Origin of the sequence: Streptomonospora sp. PA3, assembly GCF_009728995.1 — a bacterium.
Taxonomy (GTDB): Bacteria; Actinomycetota; Actinomycetes; order Streptosporangiales; family Streptosporangiaceae; genus Streptomonospora.
On the sequence record NZ_VTZW01000003.1, the window covers coordinates 335,980 to 358,240 of the forward strand.

The window sequence follows — 22,261 nt, forward strand, 5'->3', positions numbered from 1 at the left end:
CCGGCGCGCGGGGACGGGGACCGTCCGGCGCCCGCCGGCGCAGAGGCCGCGGCGACGGGTCGGCGATGCGCGAAGGCCGCGGGCGTGGCATTCTTTCCCCGCGGGCGGGGCGCGCCGGCGCCATGGGGGCCGAGCCCGCTGTGTGCGAGGGAGCCCCATGGACTTCAACGGCTACGAGCAGGTCGGCCAGGCGCGGGAACGCTACTCCGGCACCTACGGCAGCGCCTTCGAGGCCGCCCGCTGGCTGCGCGAGCGCTACGCCGAATATCAGCGCGGCATCGCCAGCCAGTCGGTCCCGGTGGTGCGGGAGTGGTTCGCCGAGCAGAGGCTGCACAAGGGCGAGCCGGTGACCTGGGAGTGCCGCACCGCCGACGGGCACTGGGTGGTGCTGTCGGTGGTACCCGACGGACGGCTGTGATCCCGGGGGCCGGCGGGGGCGGTCAGGTCTCGGGATCGACCGTCTCCGGCTCCAGCCCCAGCAGGTTGGCGACCTCCTCCACCACGGTGTCGTAGACGAGCAGGGCCATCTCCTCGGGATCGCGGGTGCGGATCTCGACCGGTCGGCGGTAGACGATGATGCGCGCCTGGCCGGACCTGGTGCTCTCCAGCCGTGAGAAGGGGATGCCGTCCTCGGCGGTGACCCCGCGGGGGACCCGCGGGACGTCCTCGACCAGGAACTCGACATTGGCGAGCTCCCGTGCCCAGTGGCGCTCCAGCCGCTCCACGGCATCGAGCACCAGGTCGTCGAAGACGTGCGCCCGGCTGCGGCTCATGGGGAGCTCAGGCGGCGCCAAGGGTCCGCGGACCCCGCGCCCGCGCCGGTCTCGGCGTCGTACTCGGTCGGCTTGAGCCCTATCAAGGTGCACTCGTCGCACGGTTCGAGACTATGCCATCCGCCGCCAGGATGCAGCCCCCGCACCCGCGGCGGGGACACTTCGCGGGCCGCGCGCGCCGGGTCGGGGCCGGGCGCCGGACACAGCGGGGCGATGCTGGCGTGCGGCGTTGGAAGGGCATAAAGTCGATGCCCGTGAGCGTCGTCCGACGCTGCTCGCGCACAGCGTGCCGGCAGCCCGCAGTCTTCACGCTCACTTATGTCTACGCCGACTCCACGGCCGTGCTCGGTCCGCTCGCCGCCTACGCCGAGCCCCACTGCTACGACCTGTGCGCCATGCACGCCGAGCGGCTGACCGCGCCCCGCGGCTGGGAGGTCGTGCGGCTGCCCGCCGACTCCTCCGGCGCCGGGCCCGGCAGCGACGACCTGGAGGCCCTCGCCGACGCCGTGCGCGAGGCCGCCCGCCCGCCGGCCGCCGACAGGCCCGTCGGCCAGGGCGTCGAAACCAACCGGCGCGGGCACCTGCGGGTCGTCAGATCCGACACCCGGCCGCAGGAGCCGCCCTCCTCCCCCCACTCCGCCCGGCCCGGCCGCGACGCCTGAGCGCGGCCCCGCGCCGCCGCCCGGGCGCCGCAACCCCGCCGCGCGCCCTTGATAGCTTGGAGGCGATGTGGAGGCCGCCCGCCCGCGGCCGCTCCGGCGGACGGGCGCGGACCGGCCGCGACAGCCCCGAATACCGACGGATCCGGAGCAGCGTGTGGGTGACCTCGGCGACATCTTCAAGGCCTACGACGTGCGGGGGATCGTCCCCGACACCCTCGACGCCGCCAGGGCGCGCTCGATCGGCGCGGCCTTCGCGCGCACGGTCGGCGGGCCCAGCGCGGTGGTGGCCTACGACATGCGGCCCTCATCGCCGGAGCTGGCACGGGCCTTCGCCGAGGGGGTGACCGGCCAGGGCGTCGACGTGGTGATGGCGGGCCTGGGATCCACCGACATGCTCTACTTCGCGGCCGGCCACCTGGACATGCCCGGCGCGATGTTCACGGCCAGCCACAATCCGGCCCAGTACAACGGGATCAAGATGTGCCAGGCCGGCGCCGCTCCGATCGGGGTCGAGAGCGGGCTGCAGGAGATCCGCCGCCTGGCCGAGCGGGGCGTGCCCGACACCGAGGGCGCCCGCGGCTCGATCACCGAGCGCGACCTGCTCACCGAGTACGCCCGGTACCTGCGCTCCCTGGTGGACCTGTCGGGCAGCCGGCCGCTGCGCGTGGCCGTCGACGCCGGCAACGGCATGGGCGGCTACACCGTGCCCGCGGTGCTGGGCGGCGAGCGGCTGGGGGAGCTGCCGCTGACGATCGATCCGCTGTACTTCGAGCTCGACGGCACCTTCCCCAACCACCCCGCCAACCCACTGGACTACGCCAACCTGGTCGACCTGCAGGCCCGGGTCCGCGAGACCGGCGCCGACATCGGGCTGGCCTTCGACGGCGACGCCGACCGCTGCTTCGTCGTCGACGAGCGCGGCGAGCCCGTGCCGCCCTCGGCCATCACCGCGCTGGTGGCGGTGCAGGAGTTGGCCAAGGAACCCGGGTCGACGATCATCCACAACCTGATCACCTCCACCTCCGTGCCCGAGATCGTGCGCGAGCACGGCGGCGAACCGGTGCGCACCCGCGTGGGCCACTCCTTCATCAAGGCGACCATGGCCGAGACCGGGGCGATCTTCGGCGGCGAGCACTCCGCCCACTACTACTTCCGCGACTTCTGGCGGGCCGACACCGGTATGCTCGCGGCGATGCACGTGCTCCGCGTGCTCGGCTCCGACACCCGCCCGCTGTCGGAGATCACAGCGGAGTACACCCGCTACGCGGCCTCGGGCGAGATCAACTCCGAGGTCGCGGACCAGGAGGGGCGCATGCGCGCCGTGGAGCGGGCCTACTCCGACCAGGCCCGGATCGACCACCTCGACGGACTCACCGCGACCCTGGCCGACGGCTCCTGGTTCAACCTGCGCGCATCCAACACCGAGCCGCTGCTGCGGCTCAACGTCGAGGCCCCCGACGCCGCGGCGATGGCGAAGCTGCGCGACGACGTGCTCGCCGTCGTCCGCGCCTGACCGGGCGCCCGGCAACCCCACGACCACCGGACGGGAAAGACGGCGATGACCGCGAAGATCGACGACTGGCTGCTGGAGATCCTGGCCTGCCCCAAGAGCAAGGCGCCGCTGCGGCTCGACGAGGAGGCGGGCGAGCTCGTCTGCGACGAGAGCGGACTGGCCTACCCCATCCGCGACGGCATCCCGGTGCTGCTGGTCGACGAGGCCCGCGCCATCGGCTGAGCCGGGCGCGGCGCCGCGGAGGCCGGCCAGACCGCAGCCCCTGATCTGGCGGGAGAGGATCCCATGCCGCGGGAATTCGACGAGTCCCGGTTGGACGACCCCCGGGCCGGCGCCGAGGCCCTGCGCGGTGCCGCTTCGGCGGCGGCGCGCCTGCGTGCGGCCCGCACCGCCGCGGCCGAGGCGCCGCTGGACGTGCTGGCCGAGGACGGGCGGCCGCGCTCCATCGTCGTGGTGGGTGCCGGTGCCGCGGGCTGGGCGGGGGACATCCTGGCGGCGGTGCTGGGCCCGGGCTGCCCCATTCCCGTCGTCACGGTGCGCGACTACCGGCTGCCGGGCTGGGTTGGCGGCCACGACCTCGTGGCGGCGGCCGCGTCCACAATCGGCCAGACTCCGGAGTGGGTGCGCGAGTGCGCCGCGGAGGCGGCGCGGCGCGGCTGCCGCTTCCTGGCGCTGGGCCCGCACGGCAACCCGCTCGCGCCGGTGGCCGAGCAGAACAGGTCGCCCGCGGTCACGCTTCCCCGGGTCGGGGACGTTTTCGAGACCCCGTGGGAGCCGGCGGCGGCGCTGCTGACGGCGGCGGAGCGCGTCGGCCTGGCCGCGCTCTCAGCGGGCGCCTACGAGGCCGCCGCGGCGCGCCTGGAGCAGGCCGCCGCCGACTACGGGCCCTCCGCCCAGAGCTGGGAGAACGAGGCGAAGACGCTGGTGCTGGGCCTGGCGGGCAGCGTCCCGCTGGTGTGCGGGGCCACTCCGGCGGCCGATGCCGCCGCCCGGTACTTCGCCGCCCGGTGCGCCGAGGTCGCCGGTTATCCTGCGGTCTGCGTCCGGGCGCCCGACCTGCTCGACGGCCAGATCGCCGTCGTCGACGGGCCGTTCGGACCTGCCGGCCCGCAGTCGATCTTCGACGACCCGGTCGAGGACGGCACCGTGTCGCTGCGGCTGATCCTGTTGCGCGACCCGGAGGACGAGGGGCCGCAGGCCGCGGCCGACCTGGCCGCGATCGCGGACACGGCCCGCGACAGGGGAGTGGGCCTCAGCGAGTTCTCCGCGCCCAATGCGGGGGCATTGGAACGTATGGCCGGTTTGATCGCTCTAATCGATTACGCCACTGTGTATGTAGCCATCGCCTATGGCGCGGACCCGCTAGCCCATACGCTGGTCGTGCGTTAGCGCCGGCCACGACCGCATCTGGAGGAGATCGATGCCCGGTCCCGAGTCGCTGTCTGCGAACGACCCCGTTTCGTTCGGCGGCTACAGCGTGGTCGGACGCCTCGGGAAGGGCGGCCAGGGTGTGGTCTACCTCGGCCGGAACGAGGAGGGCGAGGAGTTCGCCATCAAGGTCCTCAACGACCAGTGGTCCCAGGACGACGACCTCCGCAGGCGGTTCGCCAAGGAGGTGCGCGCGGCGCAGAAGGTCGCCTCGTTCTGCACCGCCGCCATCCACGACGCCCAGCTCGACGAGGACCCTCCCTACGTCGTCTCCGAGTACGTGCCCGGCAAGTCCCTGCAGGAGTCTGTGGCGACCAAGGGGCCGCACAAGGGCGCCGCGCTGCAGCGGCTCGCGGTCTCGACGGCGACCGCCCTGGTGGCCATCCATCAGGCGGGCATCGTCCACCGCGACTTCAAGCCCGGAAACGTGCTGCTGGGCCCCGACGGCCCGCGCGTCATCGACTTCGGGATCGCGCGGGTGTCCGACGGCACCGCCACCATGACCAACTCGATCGTGGGGACGCCCTCCTACATGGCTCCCGAGCAGATCGAGGGCCGCGGAATCACCGACAAGGTCGACATCTTCGCGTGGGGCTGCGTCATCGCCTTCGCCTCCACGGGCAACGCCCCCTTCGGCACCGACAGCGTCCCCGCCGTCGTGCACCGGGTGGTCAGCGCACCGCCCGACCTGACCGGGCTGCCGGAGTCGCTGCTGGGCATCGTGCAGGCGTGCCTGGACAAGGACCCCGCCCGCAGACCCACGGCTCAGGAGCTGCTGATGCGGCTGCTCGGCCACGAGAGCGCGGTCTCCACCGACGACGCCCTCAAGGAGGGCGAGCGCATCGCCGAGGCCGGGCCGCTCAGCGGGCCGCAGACGCCCATGCCCGGTCCCGGCACCCCGCCGCCGGCGCAGGGCGGCCCGGCCACGCCCGCCCCCACACCCAGCGGACCGCAGACCCCCTACCCCGCCGGCTACGGCGGCCAGGGCGCTCCCATGGCACCGCCGCCGGGCGCCCCCCATCCCACAGGGCCCCAGCAGGGCGGCTTCCCGCCGCACCAGCCGGGACCGATGCCCGGGCCCAACCCGAACATGACCGGGGTGCCCGGGCGACCCGCCGCCCCTCCGCCGGCCGCCGGCCCCAATACCATGTACGGCAGCCGCGGCATGCCCACTCAGCCGCCGCCGGGGATGCAGCAGCGCCAGGCACCCCAGCAGCAGGTCGAGGACCCCATCCTGTCGCAGGGGTGGGTGGTTCCGGCCGTGCTGATCGCGATCATCATCCTGCTGCTGGTGCTCGTGCTGGTCGCGCTGAGCGGCTGACGGCGGTCCGTCCCGGCGGTGCGCGGCCGCCTCAGTAGCGGGCGGCGCGGGTCAGCTGGCTTATGGAGCGGGACAGGACGTCGTCGACGAAGGCCTCGACCTCGGGCCAGCGGTCGTCGGCGCCGTCGGTGGGGAGCAGCGTCACGCAGTCGGCGCAGCCGGGGTCGAGCACGTCGACGGCGCCCTCATCGGTGGTCATCCAGCCGTCGGCGGTCACCGCGAGCACGCCGGTCGCGGTGGAGCCCACCTCCTGGACGAACACGAGCAGCCGCAGTACGCCGTCGGCCAGGTCGACGTCGAGCGAGGCGTGCCACTCGTTGGCTCCCGGAGTGAACAGCGCGCGCCGGGCGGCCTGCCCGCTGCGCTCGGCGGTGGAGGGGGCGACGGCCGTCCGCGTCGTGGTGGCCGTCGCGGAGTCGCCCGGAGCGCCCTCGGGGGGCGATCCGGCCGCGCCGACCCCCGCCGGATCGCCGGGGCTCGTGAACGCCGGGCCGGCCGTCGAGCTGCTGACGACCGTCCGGCAGGCGGGGTCGAGCTCGCGCAGCACCAGGCGCATCGGGGCACTGCGCACCCGCAGGTGCTCCAGCACCCTGCGGTGCACCGCCGAGGCGAGGCGGCCGCTCTCGCTGCGTCCGATGGCCCGGACGTGGGCCAGGCGGCTCAGCTCGGAGCGCAGGGCGGCGGTCTCCAGGTCGGCCAGCAGCAGCACCAGCCGCGTCAGCCGGTCGTGCCCGGACCGCGGGGAGGGCACGGCCGCGCCCGGCTCGGCGGTGGGCAGCGGTGCCGCCAGGGGAGGCGGGGACCGGCGGTCGATCGCGGGCGGCGGGAAGTCCGAGCGCATCAGCGCCAGCGACGCCAGCCACCACGGCAGCGGGCGCAGGGACGCGGGCGGGGCGGCGCGGCCCGGCGCCGGCCCCGGAGGCCGCGTGTCCGCTGCGGACGGATCCTGCTCGGCCGCGGGACGCGGTCCGGGTACGGGCTCCGACCCCGAGTCCAGCGCGTCCGCGCACGTCAGGAACAGGTGCGCCGCGCGGATCACCGGGTGGGTCTCGACGGCGGCGGCCTCGGCCAGCAGCGCGCCCGCCCCGGCCGGGGCGGGCAGCGTCGGGGCGAAGTCGGGGACGCTGCGTGCCAGCGCGTCGAAGTAGTCAGGGCTCAGCCGCACGCCGGAGCGGCAGTCCTCGGCCATGGCCAGGAAGGCGTCCTCTTGGGCGGCGATCCCGTCGGCGGGCGGTTCGTCCTGGCCCGCCAGCAGCCGCAGCGCCTCGACGCGCTTGCGGGCGCTGCGGCGGTTGACGGCCGGGTCCTCGGCCCGGTCGCCGTAGCGCCGCCGCTCCGTCCACACCTCGCGCAGCCGGTCGAGGTTCCACAGCCGCCGGCGTACGGCGTCGGAGAAGCTCTCGGGAGCAAGGGCGCGACCGCGTCGTCGGGTGTCCACGCTGTCACCGTAGCCAGCCGCGCGGCGGATAAAACCCGGCTTGTGATGATCCTCGGGAGAAAGCGCGCAAAGCAGGCGGCCGACGGAGGCGCGGCGCGGTGACCGGCGGGCGGGCGCCCGCGCCGGCCCGCCTTGGTGCGCAGGGCGGGCCCGGAGCCGCGCGCGGGCGCGGAGCGCGGACGCCGTTCCTATGAGCGCTGAACGCCCGGGGTCGCCTGCGGGACTGATCGCTGAACACACCGCGAACGCGCCGCGGGGCAGGCCCGAGGCGCCGATAACATGCCAGGGCACCGCCCCGGCCCTCCGCCGCCGCGGCAGCGGGAACGCGATCCGGGCAACCGGCGGCGCGCGCGGCGCGTCCTGGATGCACCACGCACGCGCGCCCGGCGGTGCCCCACGCCGCCGCCGGCGCTGCCGGACGCGCCTGCCCCGGCACGGACAGTGAATGAGGTAGCCGTACACGTGCACCCGTCGTCATCGCGCGCTTCCGCCGCCGCATCGCCGCCCCACCCGCCGGGCACCGCCGAGCGCCGCACCGGCGGCGGCCCGGGGCCGGGGTCCGGGTCGGGGTTCCGCCCCGAGATCCAGGGGCTGCGCGCCGTCGCCGTTCTCCTCGTGGCCGTCTACCACATCTGGCTGGGCCGCGTCTCCGGCGGTGTCGACGTGTTCCTGCTGCTCACGGGCTTTCTCATCACCGCTTCGCTGGTGCGTGCGGTGGAGCGGCGCGGCCGGATCGGCTTCGCCGCGTTCTGGACGCGGCTGGTCAAGCGGCTCTTCCCCGCAGCGGCCGCGGCGCTGGCCGGCATCCTGGTGGCGACCTGGCTGTTCCTGCCGGAAACCCAGTGGCGCGACGCGATCTCCGGTGTCGTGGCCTCGGCGCTGTACTTCGAGAACTGGCACCTGGCGCTCAACTCGGTCGACTACCTCGCGCAGAACAGCGGGGCGGGCCCGGTGCAGCACTTCTGGTCGCTGTCGGTCCAGGGCCAGCTCTACCTGCTGTGGCCGGTGCTCATCGCCGCCGCGGCCGCCCTGGGCCGGGCCGCGGGACTGCCGCTGCGGGGCGCGGCCGCGGCGGCCCTGGCGCTGGTCTTCGCCGCCTCGCTGGCCTACTCCGTGGCCATCACCCGCGCCGACCAGCCCTGGGCCTACTTCGACACCGGCGCCCGCCTGTGGGAGCTGGCGCTGGGCGGGCTGCTCGCGCTGGCTCTGCCCTACCTGCGCCTGCACCGCGCGCTGCGGATCCTCCTCGGCTGGGCCGGGCTGGCGGCGCTGGTGTCCTGCGGCCTGCTGCTCCAGGTCTCCACGCTCTTCCCGGGCTACGTGGCTCTGTGGCCCACCCTCGCCGGAGCCGCGGTGATCGCCGCGGGCACCACCGGCTCCCCGCTGGCCGCCGACCGGCTGCTCAACCTGCGGCCCCTGCACTACGTCGGCGACCACGCCTACGCGCTCTACCTCTGGCACTGGCCGGTGCTGGTCTGCTATCTGTCCGTCACCGACCGCACCCAGCCCAGCCTGACCGGCGGCTGCCTCATCCTGGCCCTGTCCATGGCCCTGGCGGTGGCGACGCGGTGGGTCGCCGAGACCGGCGTCGAGGCGTTCACCCGCGCCCGCCCGAGCAACCTGTGGTCGCTGTCGGTGGGTGCGGCCTTCATCGTCCCGGTGCTGGCCGCCGCGGGCGTGTGGTCGGGCTACCTGGCCGAGCAGCAGCGCCAGCAGGAGCTGGCCGCCGCCCAGGCGACCGACTACCCCGGTGCCGCGGCGCTGGGCGCCCCCTCCGCCGAGCCGGTGGAGAACAGCGCGCCCATCAACCCCGACCCCGCCAACGCCGCCGCGGACGTCCCGGTGACCTACGCCGACGGCTGCAACCAGGAGATCCGCGGCTCGGAGGTGCTGACCTGCACGTACGGCCCCCGGGAGTACGAGCGCACCGTCGCGCTGATCGGGGGCTCGCACGCGGCCCACTGGTTCCCGGCCCTGCAGGAGATCGCCGCCGAGAAGCGCTGGCGCCTGGTCAACATCATCAAGGGGTCGTGCCTGTTCACCGGTGTCGAGCAGTACCGCGCCGGGCAGGTCTACCACTCGTGCATGGAGTGGAACGCCGGCGTCATGGCCGAGCTGGCCGAGCTGCGCCCCGACGCGGTGTTCACGACGGCCACCAGCACCAACGTCGACCCGGGCGCCGGCCCTGTCGGCGAGAAGGTCGTGGAGGGCTACGTCGAGCGCTGGCGCGAGCTCGACGCGATGGGCATCACCGTCATCGCCGTCCGCGACACCCCGCGGCTGGAGTTCAGCGCCCCCGACTGCCTGGCGGAGGCCCGCCCCGCGGACTGCGTCGGCCGCCGCTCGCCCTCCATGGACCGGGTGTCGCCGCTGAAGAGACTTCAGGGCGTGCCCGGCAACGTCGCGCTCCTGGACCTCACCGACCAGCTGTGCCAGGGCCGGAAGTGCCCGACCGTGATCGGCAACATCCTCGTCTACTGGGACCGCGGCCACATCACCGCCACATACATGCGCACCCTGGCCCCGGTCCTGCGCGACCGCATCGAGGCCGCCACCGACCTCTGAACAGGAAAGTTCCTGCACGGGCGAATTGCGCAGAGGTCGATGACTGCGGCGATTCGGCCGGGGTTCAGCGCTGGGCGTCCCGTTCTCTGCGTTGGAGGAGGCGCAGGGCCTTCTGCTTCTCGAAGTCCATGGCGCGGGCCGGGGCGGGGGCGAGGCGGCCTACGCGTTCGCCGAAGGAGCGGACCCGGGCGAGGACCGCGGGCTCGGCCAGGACGCGGAGGGCGAAGGCCAGGGCCGCCGGCGGGATGCCGTAGGCGCGTTCGAGTTCCAGGCCGGCGGAGACCGCGCTGAGGTCGTTCTCGCTGAACCGGCGGTGGCGGTGGCCGCGGCCGGTGGGCTGCTCCTTGGTCGGCGGGACCAGTCCCAGCGCCTCGCGGTAGCGCAGCATCCGCGCGGTCGTGCCCAGGCGCTCCGCTGCGGCCGAGATCGGCAGTGCGGGCGGCGCCTCGCCGCCCGCGCCGGGGCGCGGCGCCGACGCGTGCCGGGGGGCCGCGGAGTGCCCGACGTGAGCGGAGTCACTCACCTCGGCGGCGGGGTGGCGGCCGGTCGGGTCCGAGGGCGCGGAACCGGAGGTTGTCGCGCGGTTGTCTGGGTGCGCCATGGGTAGTCACTGTAGCCCTTTCCCGGCCTTTCGGGCGAGTGAATCTGACACTGCGGCGTCAGATTCGGCTTCGTGGTCGTGCTTCGGGCGGCCGCCCCGTTCTAGACTCGGTGCGCATCCACCCAGGAGGAGTAAAGACGCATGTCCTTCGACTACAAAGTCGCTGACCTGTCCCTCGCCGAGTTCGGGCGCAAGGAGATCCGGCTCGCCGAGCACGAGATGCCGGGGCTCATGGCCACCCGCGCCGAGTACGGCTCCTCGCAGCCGCTCAAGGGCGCCAAGATCATGGGCTCGCTGCACATGACCGTGCAGACGGCCGTGCTCATCGAGACCCTCGTCGCCCTCGGCGCGGAGGTCCGCTGGGTCAGCTGCAACATCTTCTCCACCCAGGACCACGCCGCCGCCGCTGTGGTGGTGGGCCCCAACGGCACCCCCGACAATCCCCAGGGAGTCCCGGTCTACGCCTGGAAGGGCGAGACGCTCGAGGACTACTGGTGGTGCACCGAGCAGGCGCTGACCTGGCCCGGCGGCGACGGCCCCAACATGATCCTCGACGACGGCGGCGACGCCACCATGCTCGTGCACAAGGGCGCGGAGTTCGAGAAGGCCGGCGCCGTGCCGTCCCCCTCGGAGGACGACGCCGAGGAGTTCAAGGTCTTCCTGCGGCTGCTGAAGAACAGCGTGGCGGCCGACCCGCAGAAGTGGACCCGCATCGCCTCGCGCATCAAGGGCGTCACCGAGGAGACCACCACCGGTGTGCACCGCCTCTACGAGATGCACCGCGAGGGCAAGCTGCTCTTCCCGGCGATCAACGTCAACGACTCGGTCACCAAGAGCAAGTTCGACAACAAGTACGGCATCCGCCACTCGCTGCCGGACGGCATCATGCGCGCCACCGACGTCCTCATCGGCGGCAAGGTCGCGCTGGTCGCCGGCTACGGCGACGTCGGCAAGGGCTCGGCCGACGCGCTGCGCGGCCAGGGCGCCCGCGTGGTGGTCACCGAGATCGACCCGATCAACGCCCTCCAGGCCGCCATGGACGGCTACGAGGTCGCCCGGGTCGAGGACTACGTCGAGACCGCCGACATCTTCATCACGACCACCGGCAACTTCAACATCTTCACCGCCGAGCACATGCAGCGGATGAAGCACCAGGCCATCGTCGGCAACGTCGGCCACTTCGACAACGAGATCGACATGGCCGGCCTGGAGAAGATCCCGGGCATCAAGAAGACCGAGATCAAGCCGCAGGTGCACGAGTACACCTTCCCCGACGGCCACTCCATCCTGGTGCTGTCGGAGGGCCGCCTGCTCAACCTGGGCAACGCGACCGGCCACCCCAGCTTCGTGATGTCCAACAGCTTCACCAACCAGACGATCGCCCAGATCGAGCTGTTCACCAAGACCGACGAGTACCCCCTCGACGTCTACGTGCTGCCCAAGCTCCTCGACGAGAAGGTCGCCCGGCTGCACCTGGACGCCCTCGGCGTCCGGCTGACCGAGCTGACCAAGGAGCAGGCCGCCTACATCGGCGTGGACGTGGCCGGCCCCTACAAGCCCGACCACTACCGCTACTAAGCGGTACCCGATCACGCGGAATCTGGGAAACTCCCCGGATGGCACTCCCAGACAGTGATGTCGCGGACCTCGGCCTGGCCCAGGCCGGGGTCCGCCGCGTCGAATGGGCCGAACGCGCGATGCCGGTGCTGCGCAAGGTGCACGACCGCTTCGCCGCGGAACGGCCGCTGGCGGGCATGCGCGTCGCCGCCTGCATGCACGTCACGGCCGAGACGGCCAACCTGCTGCGGGCGCTGAGCGGCGGCGGCGCCGAGATCGCGCTCGCGGCCTCCAACCCGCTGTCCACCCAGGACGACACCGCGGCCGCCCTGGTCGCCGAGTACGGGATCTCGGTCTACGCGCGGGCCGGCATGGACCCCGCCTCCTACGACCGGAACCTCGCCACCGTCCTGGAGCGCCGCCCCCACCTGGTGCTGGACGACGGGTGCGATCTGATCAACCTCGCCCACATGGAGCGGCCGGAACTGCTCGGCCATGCCGTCGGCGGCTGCGAGCAGACCACCACCGGAGTCATCCGGCTGCGGCGGATGAGCGCCGAGGGCGTGCTGAAGCTGCCCATGGTGGCGGTCAACGACACCGCCACCAAGCGCATGTTCGACAACCGCTACGGCACCGGCCAGTCCACCCTCGACGGGATCATGCGCGCCACCAACGCGATGATCGCCGGGCGCACGGTGGTGGTCGCCGGGTTCGGCTTCTGCGGGCGGGGCCTGGCCGAGCGCGCCCGCGGCCTGGGCGCCCGGGTCATCGTCACCGAGGTCGACCCGGTCAAGGCTCTCGACGCGGTGATGCAGGGCTACACGGTGCTGCCCATGGACCAGGCGGCGCCCGCGGGCGACGTGCTGGTGACCGTGACCGGCAACCGCGACGTGATCCGCGCCGAGCACCTGGCCTCACTCAAGGACGGCGCCGTGCTGGCCAACTCCGGCCACTTCGACGTCGAGATCGACCTGCCGGCGCTGGAGGCGATGGCGGTGGACATCCGGCGCGAGGTCCGCCCGCAGGCCGACGAGTACGTGCTCGCCGACGGCCGCCGCATCGTCCTGCTCGCCGAGGGGCGGCTGGTCAACCTGGGCGCGGCCGAGGGCCACCCGGCGGCGGTGATGGACATGTCGTTCTCGGTGCAGGCGCTGACCGTCGCCTGGCTGGCCCGCGCCAGCGGCGACCTGGCGCCCGGCGTGCTCGACGTGCCCGCCGGCATCGACACCCAGGTGGCCGGCCTGGAGCTGGAGGCCCTGGGCGTGGGCATCGACCGCCTCACCCCCGACCAGGAGGACTACCTCAGCTCCTGGCGGGAGTAAGCGGAGCCCGCGCCCGCACCGGCCGCTACCCGAACGGATGCTGCCGGCCGGCGCCGCTGGAATCCGCGCCGGGCGGCGGACCGTACCCGCCGCCGCGGTCCCACGGCTGCTGCGGGGCGCCCGGCTGCCCCTGCGGCGGCGCGCCGCCGGGCCCGTAGCCGTAGCCGTCCGCGGGCGCGCCGGCTCCCGGCCAACCGCCCTGGGCGGCGGCGCGGCGCCGGGCCAGCCGCTCCTCCTCGCGGCGGCGGCGCTCGGCCAGCACCGCCGCGAGGTATTCCGGGGGAGTGGTTCCGGGCGGCGGTGGCGGGCTCACCGCCGCGGCGACCAGGTCGGCGATGCGCACCCCCATCCGGTAGCGCGGCTCCTCGGACAGCTCGTCGAAGCGCAGCAGGTACTGCCGCGCCATGGCCGCGGTCTCCGCCGAGAGCTGCGACAGCTCGGCGCCGCGCGCCCACTCGGCCAGGTGCGGCGGCATCGCGAAGGCGTCGTCGGGGCGCCGCGCGGCGCGCTCCTGCACCACCAGCGTCCCCGCCACGAAGTCGCCCACCCGGCGGCCGTCGCGGTGGATCAGCGAGGCGATCAGCGCGACGACCGGCAGCGTCCAGATCTCGACGACCGCGGTAAGCGCGCGCCCCAGGGCCTGGCGGAACCGCTCCGGCGAGCCGTCGGTGCCCACCACCCGCAGCCCCAGCGCCATCTTGCCCAGCGAGCGCCCGCGGGTCAGCGACTCCATGGTCGCGGGGTAGCCGACCAGCACCAGCACTGTCAGCGCGAGGTTGACCGCGGCGGTGGCCGCCGCGTCGAGGCCCCGCCCGATCAGCGCCACCAGCACCACGCCGGCCAGTAGTCCGGCCAACTGCACCACCGCGTCGACGATGAACGCCGCCATGCGGGTCGCGAAGCCCGCCGGGCGCAGGTCCAGCACGACGGCGTCGCCGGTGACCACCGACGACTGCTCGTCGGGATGTGCACCGCCCGGGTATGCCACCGTTGTCCGCCTCCGTAGGTCCGCACGGCCGCGCCGCTGTGCCTGTGCCGTTCTCCCCCAGTCTGTCAGGAGACGGCGGCGGCCCCGCACCCTCCCGAGGTCCGCCCCCGTCCAGCACCGCCCCGCCGGGCGGCCCGGTAGAGTCGCCCGCGTGGATCTGGACGTCTTCGCCGCCGCGCACCGGCCGGACTGGGAGCGCCTCGACGCCCTCGTGCGCAGGCGCCGCCGCCTCAGCGGCCCGGAGGTCGACGAACTCGTCGAGCTCTACCAGCGTGTGTCCACCCATCTGTCGGTGGTGCGCTCCTCGGGCCAGGACCCCCGGCTGGTGGGCTATCTCTCCGGACTGGTGGCCCGGGCGCGCTCGGCGGTCACCGGCGCCCACGAGGCCGCGTGGCGCGACGCCGCGCGCTTCTTCACCGAGACCTTCCCCGCCGTGCTGTACCGGTTGCGGTGGTGGTGGATCGCCGCGGGCCTGGGCACCGTGGCCTTCTCCGCCGCGCTGGCGGTGTGGCTCGTGGCCGACCCGCGGGTGCTCAGCGCCGTGGGCACGCCCGAGCAGATCCGCGCCTACGTCGAGAACGACTTCGCGAACTACTACGTGGAGCACCCCGGGGCGTCCTTCGCGGCACAGGTGTGGACCAACAACGCCTGGGCGGCCGCGCTGGCGCTGATCTTCGGCGTGTTCCTGTGCCTGCCCACCGTCTACATCCTGGCGCTCAACGGCGCCAACCTGGGGGTGGCGGCCGGAGCGATGTTCGCCCACGGCAAGGGCGACGTCTTCCTCGGGCTGATTCTGCCGCACGGCCTGCTGGAGCTCACCGCGGTGTTCGTGGCCGCCGGAGTGGGGCTCAAGCTCGGCTGGACCCTCATCGCGCCCGGTCCGCGCCCCCGGCTGCGGGCGCTGGGCGAGGAGGCCCGCCCGGCCCTCGCCGTCGCGCTGGGCCTGGTGCTCGTGCTGTTCGTCTCCGGGCTGATCGAAGGGTTCGTGACCGGCTGGGTGCACATCACCTGGCTGCGCATCGGCATCGGCGTGCTGGCCGAGCTGCTCTTCCTCGCCTACGTCTTCGTGGTCGGCCGGGCCGCCCACAACCGCGGCGTCACCGGCGACATCGCCGCGGCCCCGCAGGCGGCCCCGGTCGCGGGCTGACGCGCGGGCGGCCGGAGCAGCCGTCCGCCGGCGTCAGCCGGTCTGCGGCCCGCCTCCTCCTACAGCCTCCCTTGGGCCTTCAAGGCGATGTAGGCGTCGGCCAGCGCCGGGGCGATGTGCTCGGGGTCGGCGTCGACGACCTCCACGCCGTGCCGGCGCAGCTCGGCCGTGATACGGCTGCGCTCGCCGAGGGTGCGCTCGGCCGCGGCCGCGTCGTACACCGACCGTGCGCTGCCGCGCGCGGCGGCCATCTCCGTGACGCGGGGATCGCCCACGGCGGCCACCATCAGCAGGTGGCGCGAAGTGAGCGCGGGCAGCCGCGGGAGCAGGCCCTCCTCCAGCGAGGCGGCGTTCAGGTCGGTCAGCAGTACCACGAGTTGGCGGGTGCGGCTGTGCCCGCTGAGGACGGTGGCGACCAGGCCCGCGGGGTCGGACTCCACCAGCTCGGCCTCCAGCGGGGCCATGGCCTGCACGATCTGCGGGATGCGGCTGCCGCGGCCGTGGCTGCGCACCTGGGCGCGCACCCGGCGGTCGTAGGCGAGCAGGTCCACCCGGTCCCCGGCCCTGCCCGCCAGCGCCGCGAGCAGCAGGGCGGCGTCCATCGCGTGGTCCAGGCGGGGCACGTCGCCGACCCGCCCGGCCGAGGTGCGGCCGGTGTCGAGAACGATCAGGATCCTGCGGTCGCGCTCGGGCCGCCACGTGCGCACCACGACCGCGTCGCGGCGGGCGGTGGCGCGCCAGTCGATCGAGCGCACGTCGTCGCCGGGGACGTACTCGCGCAGCGAGTCGAACTCGCTGCCCTGCCCGCGCACCAGCGCCGCCTGCCGGCCGTCGAGCTCGCGCAGCCGCGACAGCTTGCCCGGCAGGTGGCGGCGGCTGTGGAACGGCGGCAGCGCCCGCACGGTCCAGGGCACGGAGTGGGTCGCCTGGCGCGCGGCCAGGCCCAGCGGGCCGACGCTGCGCACGGTGACCCCGGCCGCCGCCTGGTCGCCGCGGCGGGTCGGCGTGAGCGCGGTGGTCAGCCGCACCCGGCCGCCCCCGGGCACCCGGATCCGCCGGCGCCGCGGTTCGGCGCACGCGCTGGGCGCCCACGCGTCGCGCAGCAGGCCCCGCACCGCGCGGCGCGCGGGGTTGGCCACCACCAAGGCGACCTCGGCGCGCTCCCCGAGCCGGACCGAGGTGTCGCCGGAGCGCTCGAAGCGCAGCGCACGCGGGCTGGGCGCCAGCAGCACGTCGGCCAGGACCGCCGCCGCCAGCAGCACCAGCACCGCGGTGACCAGCCAGGTGAAGACCGACCCCGCGACGAGCACCACGAGCGCGGCGGCGAAGGCGGCCAGCACCGCCCGCCCCGTGATCGCCATCCTCGCTCCCCTCCGTCGCTGTTGCCTGTGCGTCGAGCCGCCTCGCGGCCCCGGACTCCGGCCCGCTGCCGGACTTTCGCCTCAGCGGGGGACCGGCACCGATGCCAGCACGCCGTCGAGCACGCCCGCGCTCGTGGCGCCCTCCAGTTCGGCCTCGGGGCGCAGCGCGACCCGGTGCCGCAGTGTCGCCTTGGCCAGCGCCTTGACGTCGTCGGGGGTGACGTAGTCGCGGCCCGACAGCCACGCCCACGCGCGGCTGGTGCGCAGCAGCGCGGTCGCACCGCGGGGCGAGGCGCCCAGCTGCAGCGACGGCGACATGCGGGTGGCGCGGCAGATGTCGACGATGTATCCCAGCACCTCCGGGGCGACGGCGGTGGCGGCCACGGCCGCGCGGGCGGTGCGCAGGTCCTCCGCGCCGGCCACCGGGCGCAGGCCGGCCGCGTCCAGGTCGCCGGGGTCGAAACCCTGGGCGTGGCGGCCGAGCATGTCGACCTCCTGGCCGCGTTCGGGCAGCGCCACCATCAGCTTGAGCAGGAACCGGTCGAGCTGCGCTTCGGGCAGCGGGTAGGTGCCCTCGTACTCCACGGGGTTCTGGGTGGCGGCCACCACGAAGGGATCGGGCAGGGCCTTGGGCTCGCCCGCCACGCTCACCTGGCGCTCCTCCATGGCCTCCAGCAGCGCCGCCTGGGTCTTGGGCGGCGTCCGGTTGATCTCGTCGGCCAGGAACAGGTTGGTGAACACCGGGCCCTCGTGGAACTCGAACTTGGCGGTGCGCGAGTCGTAGACCAGGGAACCGGTGACGTCGCCCGGCATCAGGTCCGGCGTGAACTGGATGCGCTTGTGGTCCAGCGACAGCGCTGCGGAGACCGCGCGCACCAGCAGCGTCTTGGCGACGCCCGGCACGCCCTCCATCAGCACGTGGCCGCGGCACAGCAGCGCGACGACCATGCCGGTCACGGTCTCTTCCTGGCCCACGACGGCCTTGGCGACCTCGTGGCGCAGCGCGGTCAGCGCGGCTCGGGCCCGTTCGGCCTGCTCGGGCGCCGGGCGGCCGTCGGCGGGGAAGGCGGTCAATTGGGGTCTCCCTCGGTCAGCGGAGTCGGCAACTGCGGTCTCGGGGGTGAGGGCGGCGGCGCGCCCGGGCGGACGGGTGTCACCGCAGGCGCTCCTCCAGTCCGTCCAGTTCCTCGGCCAGCCGCACCAGCCCGTGGTCGTCGGCGGTGTAGGGATCGGCGGCGCCCGGCTCGCCGGGGCCGTGCAGCAGCGCGCCGAGCCGTGCGGGGGCCTCGCCCGAGCGTGCGGCGGCCGCGGCCACCACCGCGGCGGGGGCGGCGTCGGGGCCCAGCCCCAGGCCGGGGCGGATCCGGCGCAGGGTCCCCGAACGCAGCGCGGCCGCGGCGCGGTCGCGGGCCCGCCGCGACGCATACAGCCCGGCGCGCCCCTCGGTGGTCTCCGACGCGCGCACCACCACGGGCAGCCGCTCGGTGACCAGCGGGCCCAGCCGGCGGCCCTGCCACAGGGCCAGCAGCACCAGCGCGGCGCCCAGCGGGACCAGGCTCATCCGCAGCGATCGGGGAACCAGCTCCCACAGGCCGGTCCGGCCCGCCTCGGGGACGGGGTCGGGGCGCAGCCAGACGACGTCGCGCTCGCCGATCAGCGAGAGCGCGAGCGCGGCGTTGCCCTCCTCGTCCAGGCGGTCGTTGGTCAGCGGTGCGGGACTGCCCAGCACGGTGGCCGTGTGGCCGCCCGCGGAGGCGCGCACCAGGGCGTGGCCGCCGGCGGCGGGGTAGCAGGCCCGCCCGCGCGGGGCGGTGTAGACCTCGCCGCCGGTATCGGCCGCGCCCGCCGCCTGCGCGGCGTCGAGCCGGCACCGGGGGTCCAGGGTCTCCTCCTCGGTGCGGCCGGTCATCCGCACGCCCGGGGCCAGCGCGCGCAGCACCGGTGTGGTGGGGCGGACGAGGATGCGGTCGCCCAGGCCCCCGGCCAGCCGGTCGACGTGCGCGGGCGGGAGCCGGTGCGAACCGACCACAACGGTGACCGTGCCGGGGCCGGCGGCCTCCAGCGCGTCGGCGGTCGTGCGGGCCACGGCGACCTCGTTGCCGCGCTCCCGCAGGATCTCCACGAGGGCGCGGGTGCCCTGGGGGCCGGGGTTCTCCGGCTCCAGCGGCCCTTCGCGCGGCTGCCGGGCGCCCAGCGACACCAGCACCGCGAGCACCAGGAGTCCGGCGATAAACGCGGCGGGGCCGCGCGCTCTCCGCCACAGTTCCCCGGCCCCCGGCGAACTGGGCGCGGACGGTGCGGAGGGGGGTGCGGGCGCGGTGGCGGGGGCGCTCACAGGCGGCCTCCCGGCGTCTGCGCGGCGGGGGTCGCGGCGTCCGCGGGCCGGGCCCGGCGCACCTGCTCGTCGAGGTCGGCCAGGAGCGCGTAGCCCTCGGCGGTGGCCGTGCGCTGCCCGTAGGCGGAGTCGTTGAAGGTGTCGGCGGCGGCGTGGAGTCCTTCGCGCAGGTGGGGCAGCACCGCCGCGGTCTCGGCGGCGAGCTCGGTGGCGGTGCGGCCGGGGCGCGGGGTGATCACGGCGCCGTCTTCGAGTTCGCGGGTGATGGCGCGCAGGCGCTCGCGGATCGCGGCGCCGAAGTCGCCCTGCCGGGCGTGCTGTTCGGCGGCGGCGCGGTGGTCGGCGGCCGTCAGCGGCGCGCTTTCGTCGATGGGCGCCCGGCGCCGGGAGCGGCGGGCGGGGCGCAGGTATACCACCAGGGCCACGAGCAGGAGCGCCAGCACGACCAGCACCGGGCCGAGCACCCACCAGCCGCTGGGCCCGGGGACCTGCAGCCCTTCGAGCCATTCCGCGATGCGCTGCCGGAGGAGTTCGAGCAGGCTCGGCTCGGCCTCGCCGTAGATGCGCTCGGACAGCTCCTCGCGGGCCAACCGCTGCCCCTCCCCGCGCTCGACGACGGCCGCCGGGAGCAGGAGGGTGCCCATCAGGAGAGGGCTCCGGTACCGCCCTGGCCGTAGCCGCCCCGCGGATACCCGCCCTGACCGGGCCCGGGCGGCGGGTGGCCGCCGCCGGGGCCGTAGCCGCCCGGATCCGCGCCCGCCCCCGGTGCGGTCGGCGGTTGCGGGCCGGAGGGCGGTCCCGCCGGCGCCGTCTCCTCGGGCAGGTAGATTCCGGCGTCGACGTGCTGCCCCGACTGCGCGGCGGCCTGCAGCCGCAGGTCGAGCCCCTCGCGGCGCATGCGCAGGTCGATGTAGAGCAGGGTGGTGACGCCGACGATGAACGGGATGCCCAGCGTGCCGGCCAGCACGGTGCCCACGAACGACGCCGCGGTGGCGGCGACCGGCATCCAGGCGGCGTCGGGAGCCAGGAAGGACAGCACCATCGCCCCTCCGGTGAAGGGGGTGGAGAGCAGGTTCACCACCATGGAGACCAGGATCTGGGCGACCAGCAGGATGCCGAAGACCCGCCACCAGCTGCGCTGGGTCAGCCGCCACGATCGCCCCAGTGCCGCGGCCGGGCCGGAGCGCTCGAGCACCGCCACCGGCATGGCCAGCGAGGTGCGCACATAGACCCACACCGCCAGCGCGATCAGGCCCAGTACGCCCAGCAGCCCCGCCGGGATGCCCGCGGCCGGGTGGACGGCGACCCCCAGCAGGACCGCGCCGACCACGACGCCGACCAGCAGCACCGTCCACAGCAGTGACAGCAGGAACAGCAGGACGGCGACGCCGAAGACCGCGCCGAGCCGTCCGCGCACCGCCTGCAGGGCCTCGCGCATCGACAGCCTGCGCCCCAGCACGGCCAGCCCGACGACCGCCGCGAGCAGGCCCGTGAGCAGGATCTGGCCGATGTAGGTGAGCAGGGCGCCCGCGTAGACGGTGATGACGCTCCACGCCTCGAAGGGCATGGGGTCGTTGGCGACGGGCCCGGTGGGGTTGTTCAGCGTCTCCCGCATCACGGTGCCGTAGTCGCTGAGGTAGCCGCCCATGCCGATGGAGCTGACGATGCTGAACAGGGCGCTGACGACCAGGGCCAGGCCCAGGGTGGCCTTGGGGTTCTGCCGGATGTAGCCGAAGGCGCCGTTGAAGACGTCGCCGAGCGTCAGCGGCCGCAGCGCGATCACGCCGGGGCGCGGGGCCCAGGGGCGGCCCACACCCGGGGGAGGACCGGCGGGGGCCGGGCCGCCGGGAGCGTCGCCGTAGGGGCCACCGGGGGCGTACCCGCCGCCGTGGCCGTAGACGGGGGGCGGGGGCGTGCCGGGGGCCTGGCCGGAGCCGCCCGGAGCCGCCCAGCCGTTCCCGGCCGCGGGGACGCCCGCGCCGGGGTCGTCCCACCAGCCGCCGGCGGCCGGACCGCTCGCCGCCTCGCCCGGCTGCCCGGAACCGGACCGGGATCCGGGCGCCCGCCAGTCCCGGCCGTCGTCGTGGCTCATCGGTATCGGTCCTCCGTGCTGCAGTCGTCGGCGGGCGATGGCGGTTCCCACGTTATGCCACAGGGACGGCGCGGCCGCCGACGGTGCAGGTCCGCAAAAGCCCGCGGCGCTTTGAGAACGCCGCTCCGGTTCATTCGTTTTGTATGCTTTCTGTTATCTGCCGGCCAAGTCGGCGCGGGCTGCGCACCCGTCGCGGGTCCCTGTCTGGACGCGCGGCGGTGCAGGCGGCAGGGTGGCGCGCGGGCCGCCGAGCGAAAGCGGCCACCGGGGCGGACGTGCCGTCCGGCAGGGGCCGATTCGCGGGTGAGCCCGGGCGAAGCCCGGTCCGAAGATGGCAAGGTTAGTGGGGAGGACGGCTCCCACGAGGGACCCGGCGAAAGTGTCCGAAGTTCTGCCGCTTGAGTGTCCAGAAAGGAGAAGGCGCGAGTCGCCGCGCCTCCGAGGTGGGAGGAGGGCCTCGTGCCGGATACACCCATGAAGGGACGCGTACTGGTCGTCGACGACGACCTCGCTCTCGCTGAGATGTTGGGCATCGTCCTCAGAGGCGAAGGCTTCGAGCCGTCGTTCGTGCACGACGGCGACAAGGCCCTGGAGGCCTTCCGCGAGACCAAACCCGACCTCGTGCTGCTCGATCTGATGCTGCCCGGTGCCGACGGCATCGACGTGTGCCGCCAGATCCGCGCCGAGTCGGGCGTACCGATCGTGATGCTCACCGCCAAGAGCGACACCGTGGACATCGTGCTGGGCCTGGAGTCCGGCGCCGACGACTACATCGTCAAGCCGTTCAAGCCCAAGGAGCTGGTCGCGCGCGTGCGGGTGCGCCTGCGCCGCACCGAGGAGCCGGCGCCCGAGGTGCTGCAGATCGGCGACATCACCATCGACGTCGCGGGCCACTCCGTGCGCCGCGACGGCGAACCGATCAGCCTCACCCCGCTGGAGTTCGACCTGCTGGTGGCGCTGGCGCGCAAGCCGCGCCAGGTCTTCACCCGCGAGGTCCTGCTGGAGCAGGTGTGGGGATACCGGCACGCGGCCGACACCCGGCTGGTCAACGTGCACGTGCAGCGGCTGCGCGCCAAGATCGAGAAGGACCCGGAGCACCCGGAGGTCGTCGTGACCGTTCGGGGCGTCGGCTACAAGGCGGGCACCGCCTGATCCCCT

20 protein-coding genes are annotated in these 22,261 nt (G+C 74.6%); 11 read left to right on the plus strand and 9 right to left on the minus strand.

Going from position 1 to position 22,261, the window contains the following annotated elements:
- Positions 1-157: 157 nt before the first annotated feature.
- Positions 158-418, plus strand: a complete 261-nt coding sequence (locus tag FZ103_RS01910; RefSeq protein WP_155998239.1) for a hypothetical protein — start codon at positions 158-160, stop codon at positions 416-418.
- Between the two features lie 22 nt (positions 419-440).
- On the opposite strand, the gene FZ103_RS01915 is transcribed toward FZ103_RS01910, so the two are convergent.
- Entirely contained in the window at positions 441-866 is a 426-nt protein-coding gene (locus FZ103_RS01915; protein WP_186355726.1) for a metallopeptidase family protein, read from the minus strand.
- A gap of 161 nt (positions 867-1,027) precedes the next feature.
- Here FZ103_RS01915 and FZ103_RS01920 point away from each other — a divergent pair, with 161 nt between their 5' ends.
- From FZ103_RS01920 to FZ103_RS01940, 5 genes are all read left to right on the plus strand, one after another.
- Positions 1,028-1,435, plus strand: a complete 408-nt coding sequence (locus FZ103_RS01920) for a DUF3499 domain-containing protein (protein ID WP_186355662.1) — start codon at positions 1,028-1,030, stop codon at positions 1,433-1,435.
- 154 nt (positions 1,436-1,589) lie between these two features.
- Positions 1,590-2,948 (plus strand): phosphomannomutase/phosphoglucomutase, encoded by a 1,359-nt coding sequence (locus FZ103_RS01925; RefSeq protein ID WP_186355663.1) that lies wholly within the window; start codon positions 1,590-1,592, stop codon positions 2,946-2,948.
- A gap of 45 nt (positions 2,949-2,993) precedes the next feature.
- Positions 2,994-3,170: a Trm112 family protein gene (locus tag FZ103_RS01930; protein WP_155998242.1), complete on the plus strand. Its 177-nt coding sequence runs from the start codon at positions 2,994-2,996 to the stop codon at positions 3,168-3,170.
- Between the two features lie 63 nt (positions 3,171-3,233).
- On the plus strand, positions 3,234-4,337 hold the full coding sequence (locus FZ103_RS01935) for an SIS domain-containing protein (RefSeq protein ID WP_155998243.1): 1,104 nt from the start codon (positions 3,234-3,236) through the stop codon (positions 4,335-4,337).
- Positions 4,338-4,368: 31 nt separating this feature from the next.
- The gene (locus tag FZ103_RS01940) at positions 4,369-5,697 is read left to right on the plus strand and encodes a serine/threonine-protein kinase (protein ID WP_155998244.1); all 1,329 of its coding nucleotides are present in this window, start codon (positions 4,369-4,371) and stop codon (positions 5,695-5,697) included.
- A 31-nt stretch (positions 5,698-5,728) separates the two neighbouring features.
- On the opposite strand, the gene FZ103_RS01945 is transcribed toward FZ103_RS01940, so the two are convergent.
- Positions 5,729-7,135: a hypothetical protein gene (locus FZ103_RS01945; RefSeq protein WP_155998245.1), complete on the minus strand. Its 1,407-nt coding sequence runs from the start codon at positions 7,133-7,135 to the stop codon at positions 5,729-5,731.
- 462 nt (positions 7,136-7,597) lie between these two features.
- On the opposite strand from FZ103_RS01945, the gene FZ103_RS01950 reads away from it, so the two are divergent.
- Positions 7,598-9,700 carry an SGNH hydrolase domain-containing protein gene (locus FZ103_RS01950; protein ID WP_186355664.1) on the plus strand — a complete coding sequence of 701 codons (2,103 nt, stop codon included), beginning with the start codon at positions 7,598-7,600 and terminating at the stop codon, positions 9,698-9,700.
- 64 nt (positions 9,701-9,764) lie between these two features.
- On the opposite strand, the gene FZ103_RS01955 is transcribed toward FZ103_RS01950, so the two are convergent.
- Positions 9,765-10,133, minus strand: a complete 369-nt coding sequence (locus FZ103_RS01955) for a MerR family transcriptional regulator (RefSeq protein WP_255429718.1) — start codon at positions 10,131-10,133, stop codon at positions 9,765-9,767.
- Between the two features lie 309 nt (positions 10,134-10,442).
- Between FZ103_RS01955 and ahcY (FZ103_RS01960) the strand changes: the two genes are divergently transcribed.
- Positions 10,443-11,879, plus strand: a complete 1,437-nt coding sequence (ahcY, locus tag FZ103_RS01960) for an adenosylhomocysteinase (RefSeq protein ID WP_155998247.1) — start codon at positions 10,443-10,445, stop codon at positions 11,877-11,879.
- A gap of 38 nt (positions 11,880-11,917) precedes the next feature.
- The gene (gene ahcY, locus FZ103_RS01965) at positions 11,918-13,180 is read left to right on the plus strand and encodes an adenosylhomocysteinase (RefSeq protein ID WP_155998248.1); all 1,263 of its coding nucleotides are present in this window, start codon (positions 11,918-11,920) and stop codon (positions 13,178-13,180) included.
- A gap of 25 nt (positions 13,181-13,205) precedes the next feature.
- Here ahcY (FZ103_RS01965) and FZ103_RS01970 read toward each other — a convergent pair whose 3' ends face one another.
- Positions 13,206-14,168: an RDD family protein gene (locus FZ103_RS01970; protein WP_186355665.1), complete on the minus strand. Its 963-nt coding sequence runs from the start codon at positions 14,166-14,168 to the stop codon at positions 13,206-13,208.
- 151 nt (positions 14,169-14,319) lie between these two features.
- Here FZ103_RS01970 and FZ103_RS01975 point away from each other — a divergent pair, with 151 nt between their 5' ends.
- A complete protein-coding gene (locus FZ103_RS01975) occupies positions 14,320-15,315 on the plus strand; it encodes a stage II sporulation protein M (protein WP_186355666.1) in 996 nt (331 codons plus the stop codon).
- Positions 15,316-15,374: 59 nt separating this feature from the next.
- Here FZ103_RS01975 and FZ103_RS01980 read toward each other — a convergent pair whose 3' ends face one another.
- The 5 genes from FZ103_RS01980 to FZ103_RS24795 form a co-directional block, all read right to left on the minus strand.
- Positions 15,375-16,676, minus strand: coding sequence for a DUF58 domain-containing protein (locus FZ103_RS01980; protein WP_155998249.1), 1,302 nt, complete (start codon positions 16,674-16,676; stop codon positions 15,375-15,377).
- Between the two features lie 81 nt (positions 16,677-16,757).
- The gene (locus FZ103_RS01985; RefSeq protein WP_155998250.1) at positions 16,758-17,750 is read right to left on the minus strand and encodes a MoxR family ATPase; all 993 of its coding nucleotides are present in this window, start codon (positions 17,748-17,750) and stop codon (positions 16,758-16,760) included.
- A 79-nt stretch (positions 17,751-17,829) separates the two neighbouring features.
- On the minus strand, positions 17,830-19,011 hold the full coding sequence (locus tag FZ103_RS01990) for a DUF4350 domain-containing protein (protein WP_186355667.1): 1,182 nt from the start codon (positions 19,009-19,011) through the stop codon (positions 17,830-17,832).
- Positions 19,008-19,655, minus strand: a complete 648-nt coding sequence (locus FZ103_RS01995) for a DUF4129 domain-containing protein (RefSeq protein ID WP_155998251.1) — start codon at positions 19,653-19,655, stop codon at positions 19,008-19,010. The genes FZ103_RS01990 and FZ103_RS01995 overlap by 4 nt, the downstream gene beginning before the upstream one ends.
- Positions 19,655-21,103 (minus strand): hypothetical protein, encoded by a 1,449-nt coding sequence (locus FZ103_RS24795; protein WP_186355668.1) that lies wholly within the window; start codon positions 21,101-21,103, stop codon positions 19,655-19,657. The genes FZ103_RS01995 and FZ103_RS24795 overlap by 1 nt, the downstream gene beginning before the upstream one ends.
- Positions 21,104-21,577: 474 nt before the next feature.
- Between FZ103_RS24795 and mtrA the strand changes: the two genes are divergently transcribed.
- Positions 21,578-22,255, plus strand: coding sequence for an MtrAB system response regulator MtrA (gene mtrA / locus FZ103_RS02010; protein ID WP_040272122.1), 678 nt, complete (start codon positions 21,578-21,580; stop codon positions 22,253-22,255).
- Positions 22,256-22,261 lie beyond the last annotated feature (6 nt).

What these genes read in the sequence shown, in the direction of transcription:
- FZ103_RS01910 (WP_155998239.1), top strand. Translation starts at nt 158, where the DNA reads ATGGACTTCAACGGCTACGAGCAGGTCGGCCAGGCGCGGGAACGCTAC.
- FZ103_RS01930 (WP_155998242.1), top strand. Translation starts at nt 2,994, where the DNA reads ATGACCGCGAAGATCGACGACTGGCTGCTGGAGATCCTGGCCTGCCCC.
- FZ103_RS01935 (WP_155998243.1), top strand. Translation starts at nt 3,234, where the DNA reads ATGCCGCGGGAATTCGACGAGTCCCGGTTGGACGACCCCCGGGCCGGC.
- FZ103_RS01940 (WP_155998244.1), top strand. Translation starts at nt 4,369, where the DNA reads ATGCCCGGTCCCGAGTCGCTGTCTGCGAACGACCCCGTTTCGTTCGGC.
- ahcY (WP_155998247.1), top strand. Translation starts at nt 10,443, where the DNA reads ATGTCCTTCGACTACAAAGTCGCTGACCTGTCCCTCGCCGAGTTCGGG.
- ahcY (WP_155998248.1), top strand. Translation starts at nt 11,918, where the DNA reads ATGGCACTCCCAGACAGTGATGTCGCGGACCTCGGCCTGGCCCAGGCC.
- FZ103_RS01980 (WP_155998249.1), bottom strand. Translation starts at nt 16,676, where the DNA reads ATGGCGATCACGGGGCGGGCGGTGCTGGCCGCCTTCGCCGCCGCGCTC.
- FZ103_RS01995 (WP_155998251.1), bottom strand. Translation starts at nt 19,655, where the DNA reads ATGGGCACCCTCCTGCTCCCGGCGGCCGTCGTCGAGCGCGGGGAGGGG.
- FZ103_RS24795 (WP_186355668.1), bottom strand. Translation starts at nt 21,103, where the DNA reads ATGAGCCACGACGACGGCCGGGACTGGCGGGCGCCCGGATCCCGGTCC.
- mtrA (WP_040272122.1), top strand. Translation starts at nt 21,578, where the DNA reads ATGAAGGGACGCGTACTGGTCGTCGACGACGACCTCGCTCTCGCTGAG.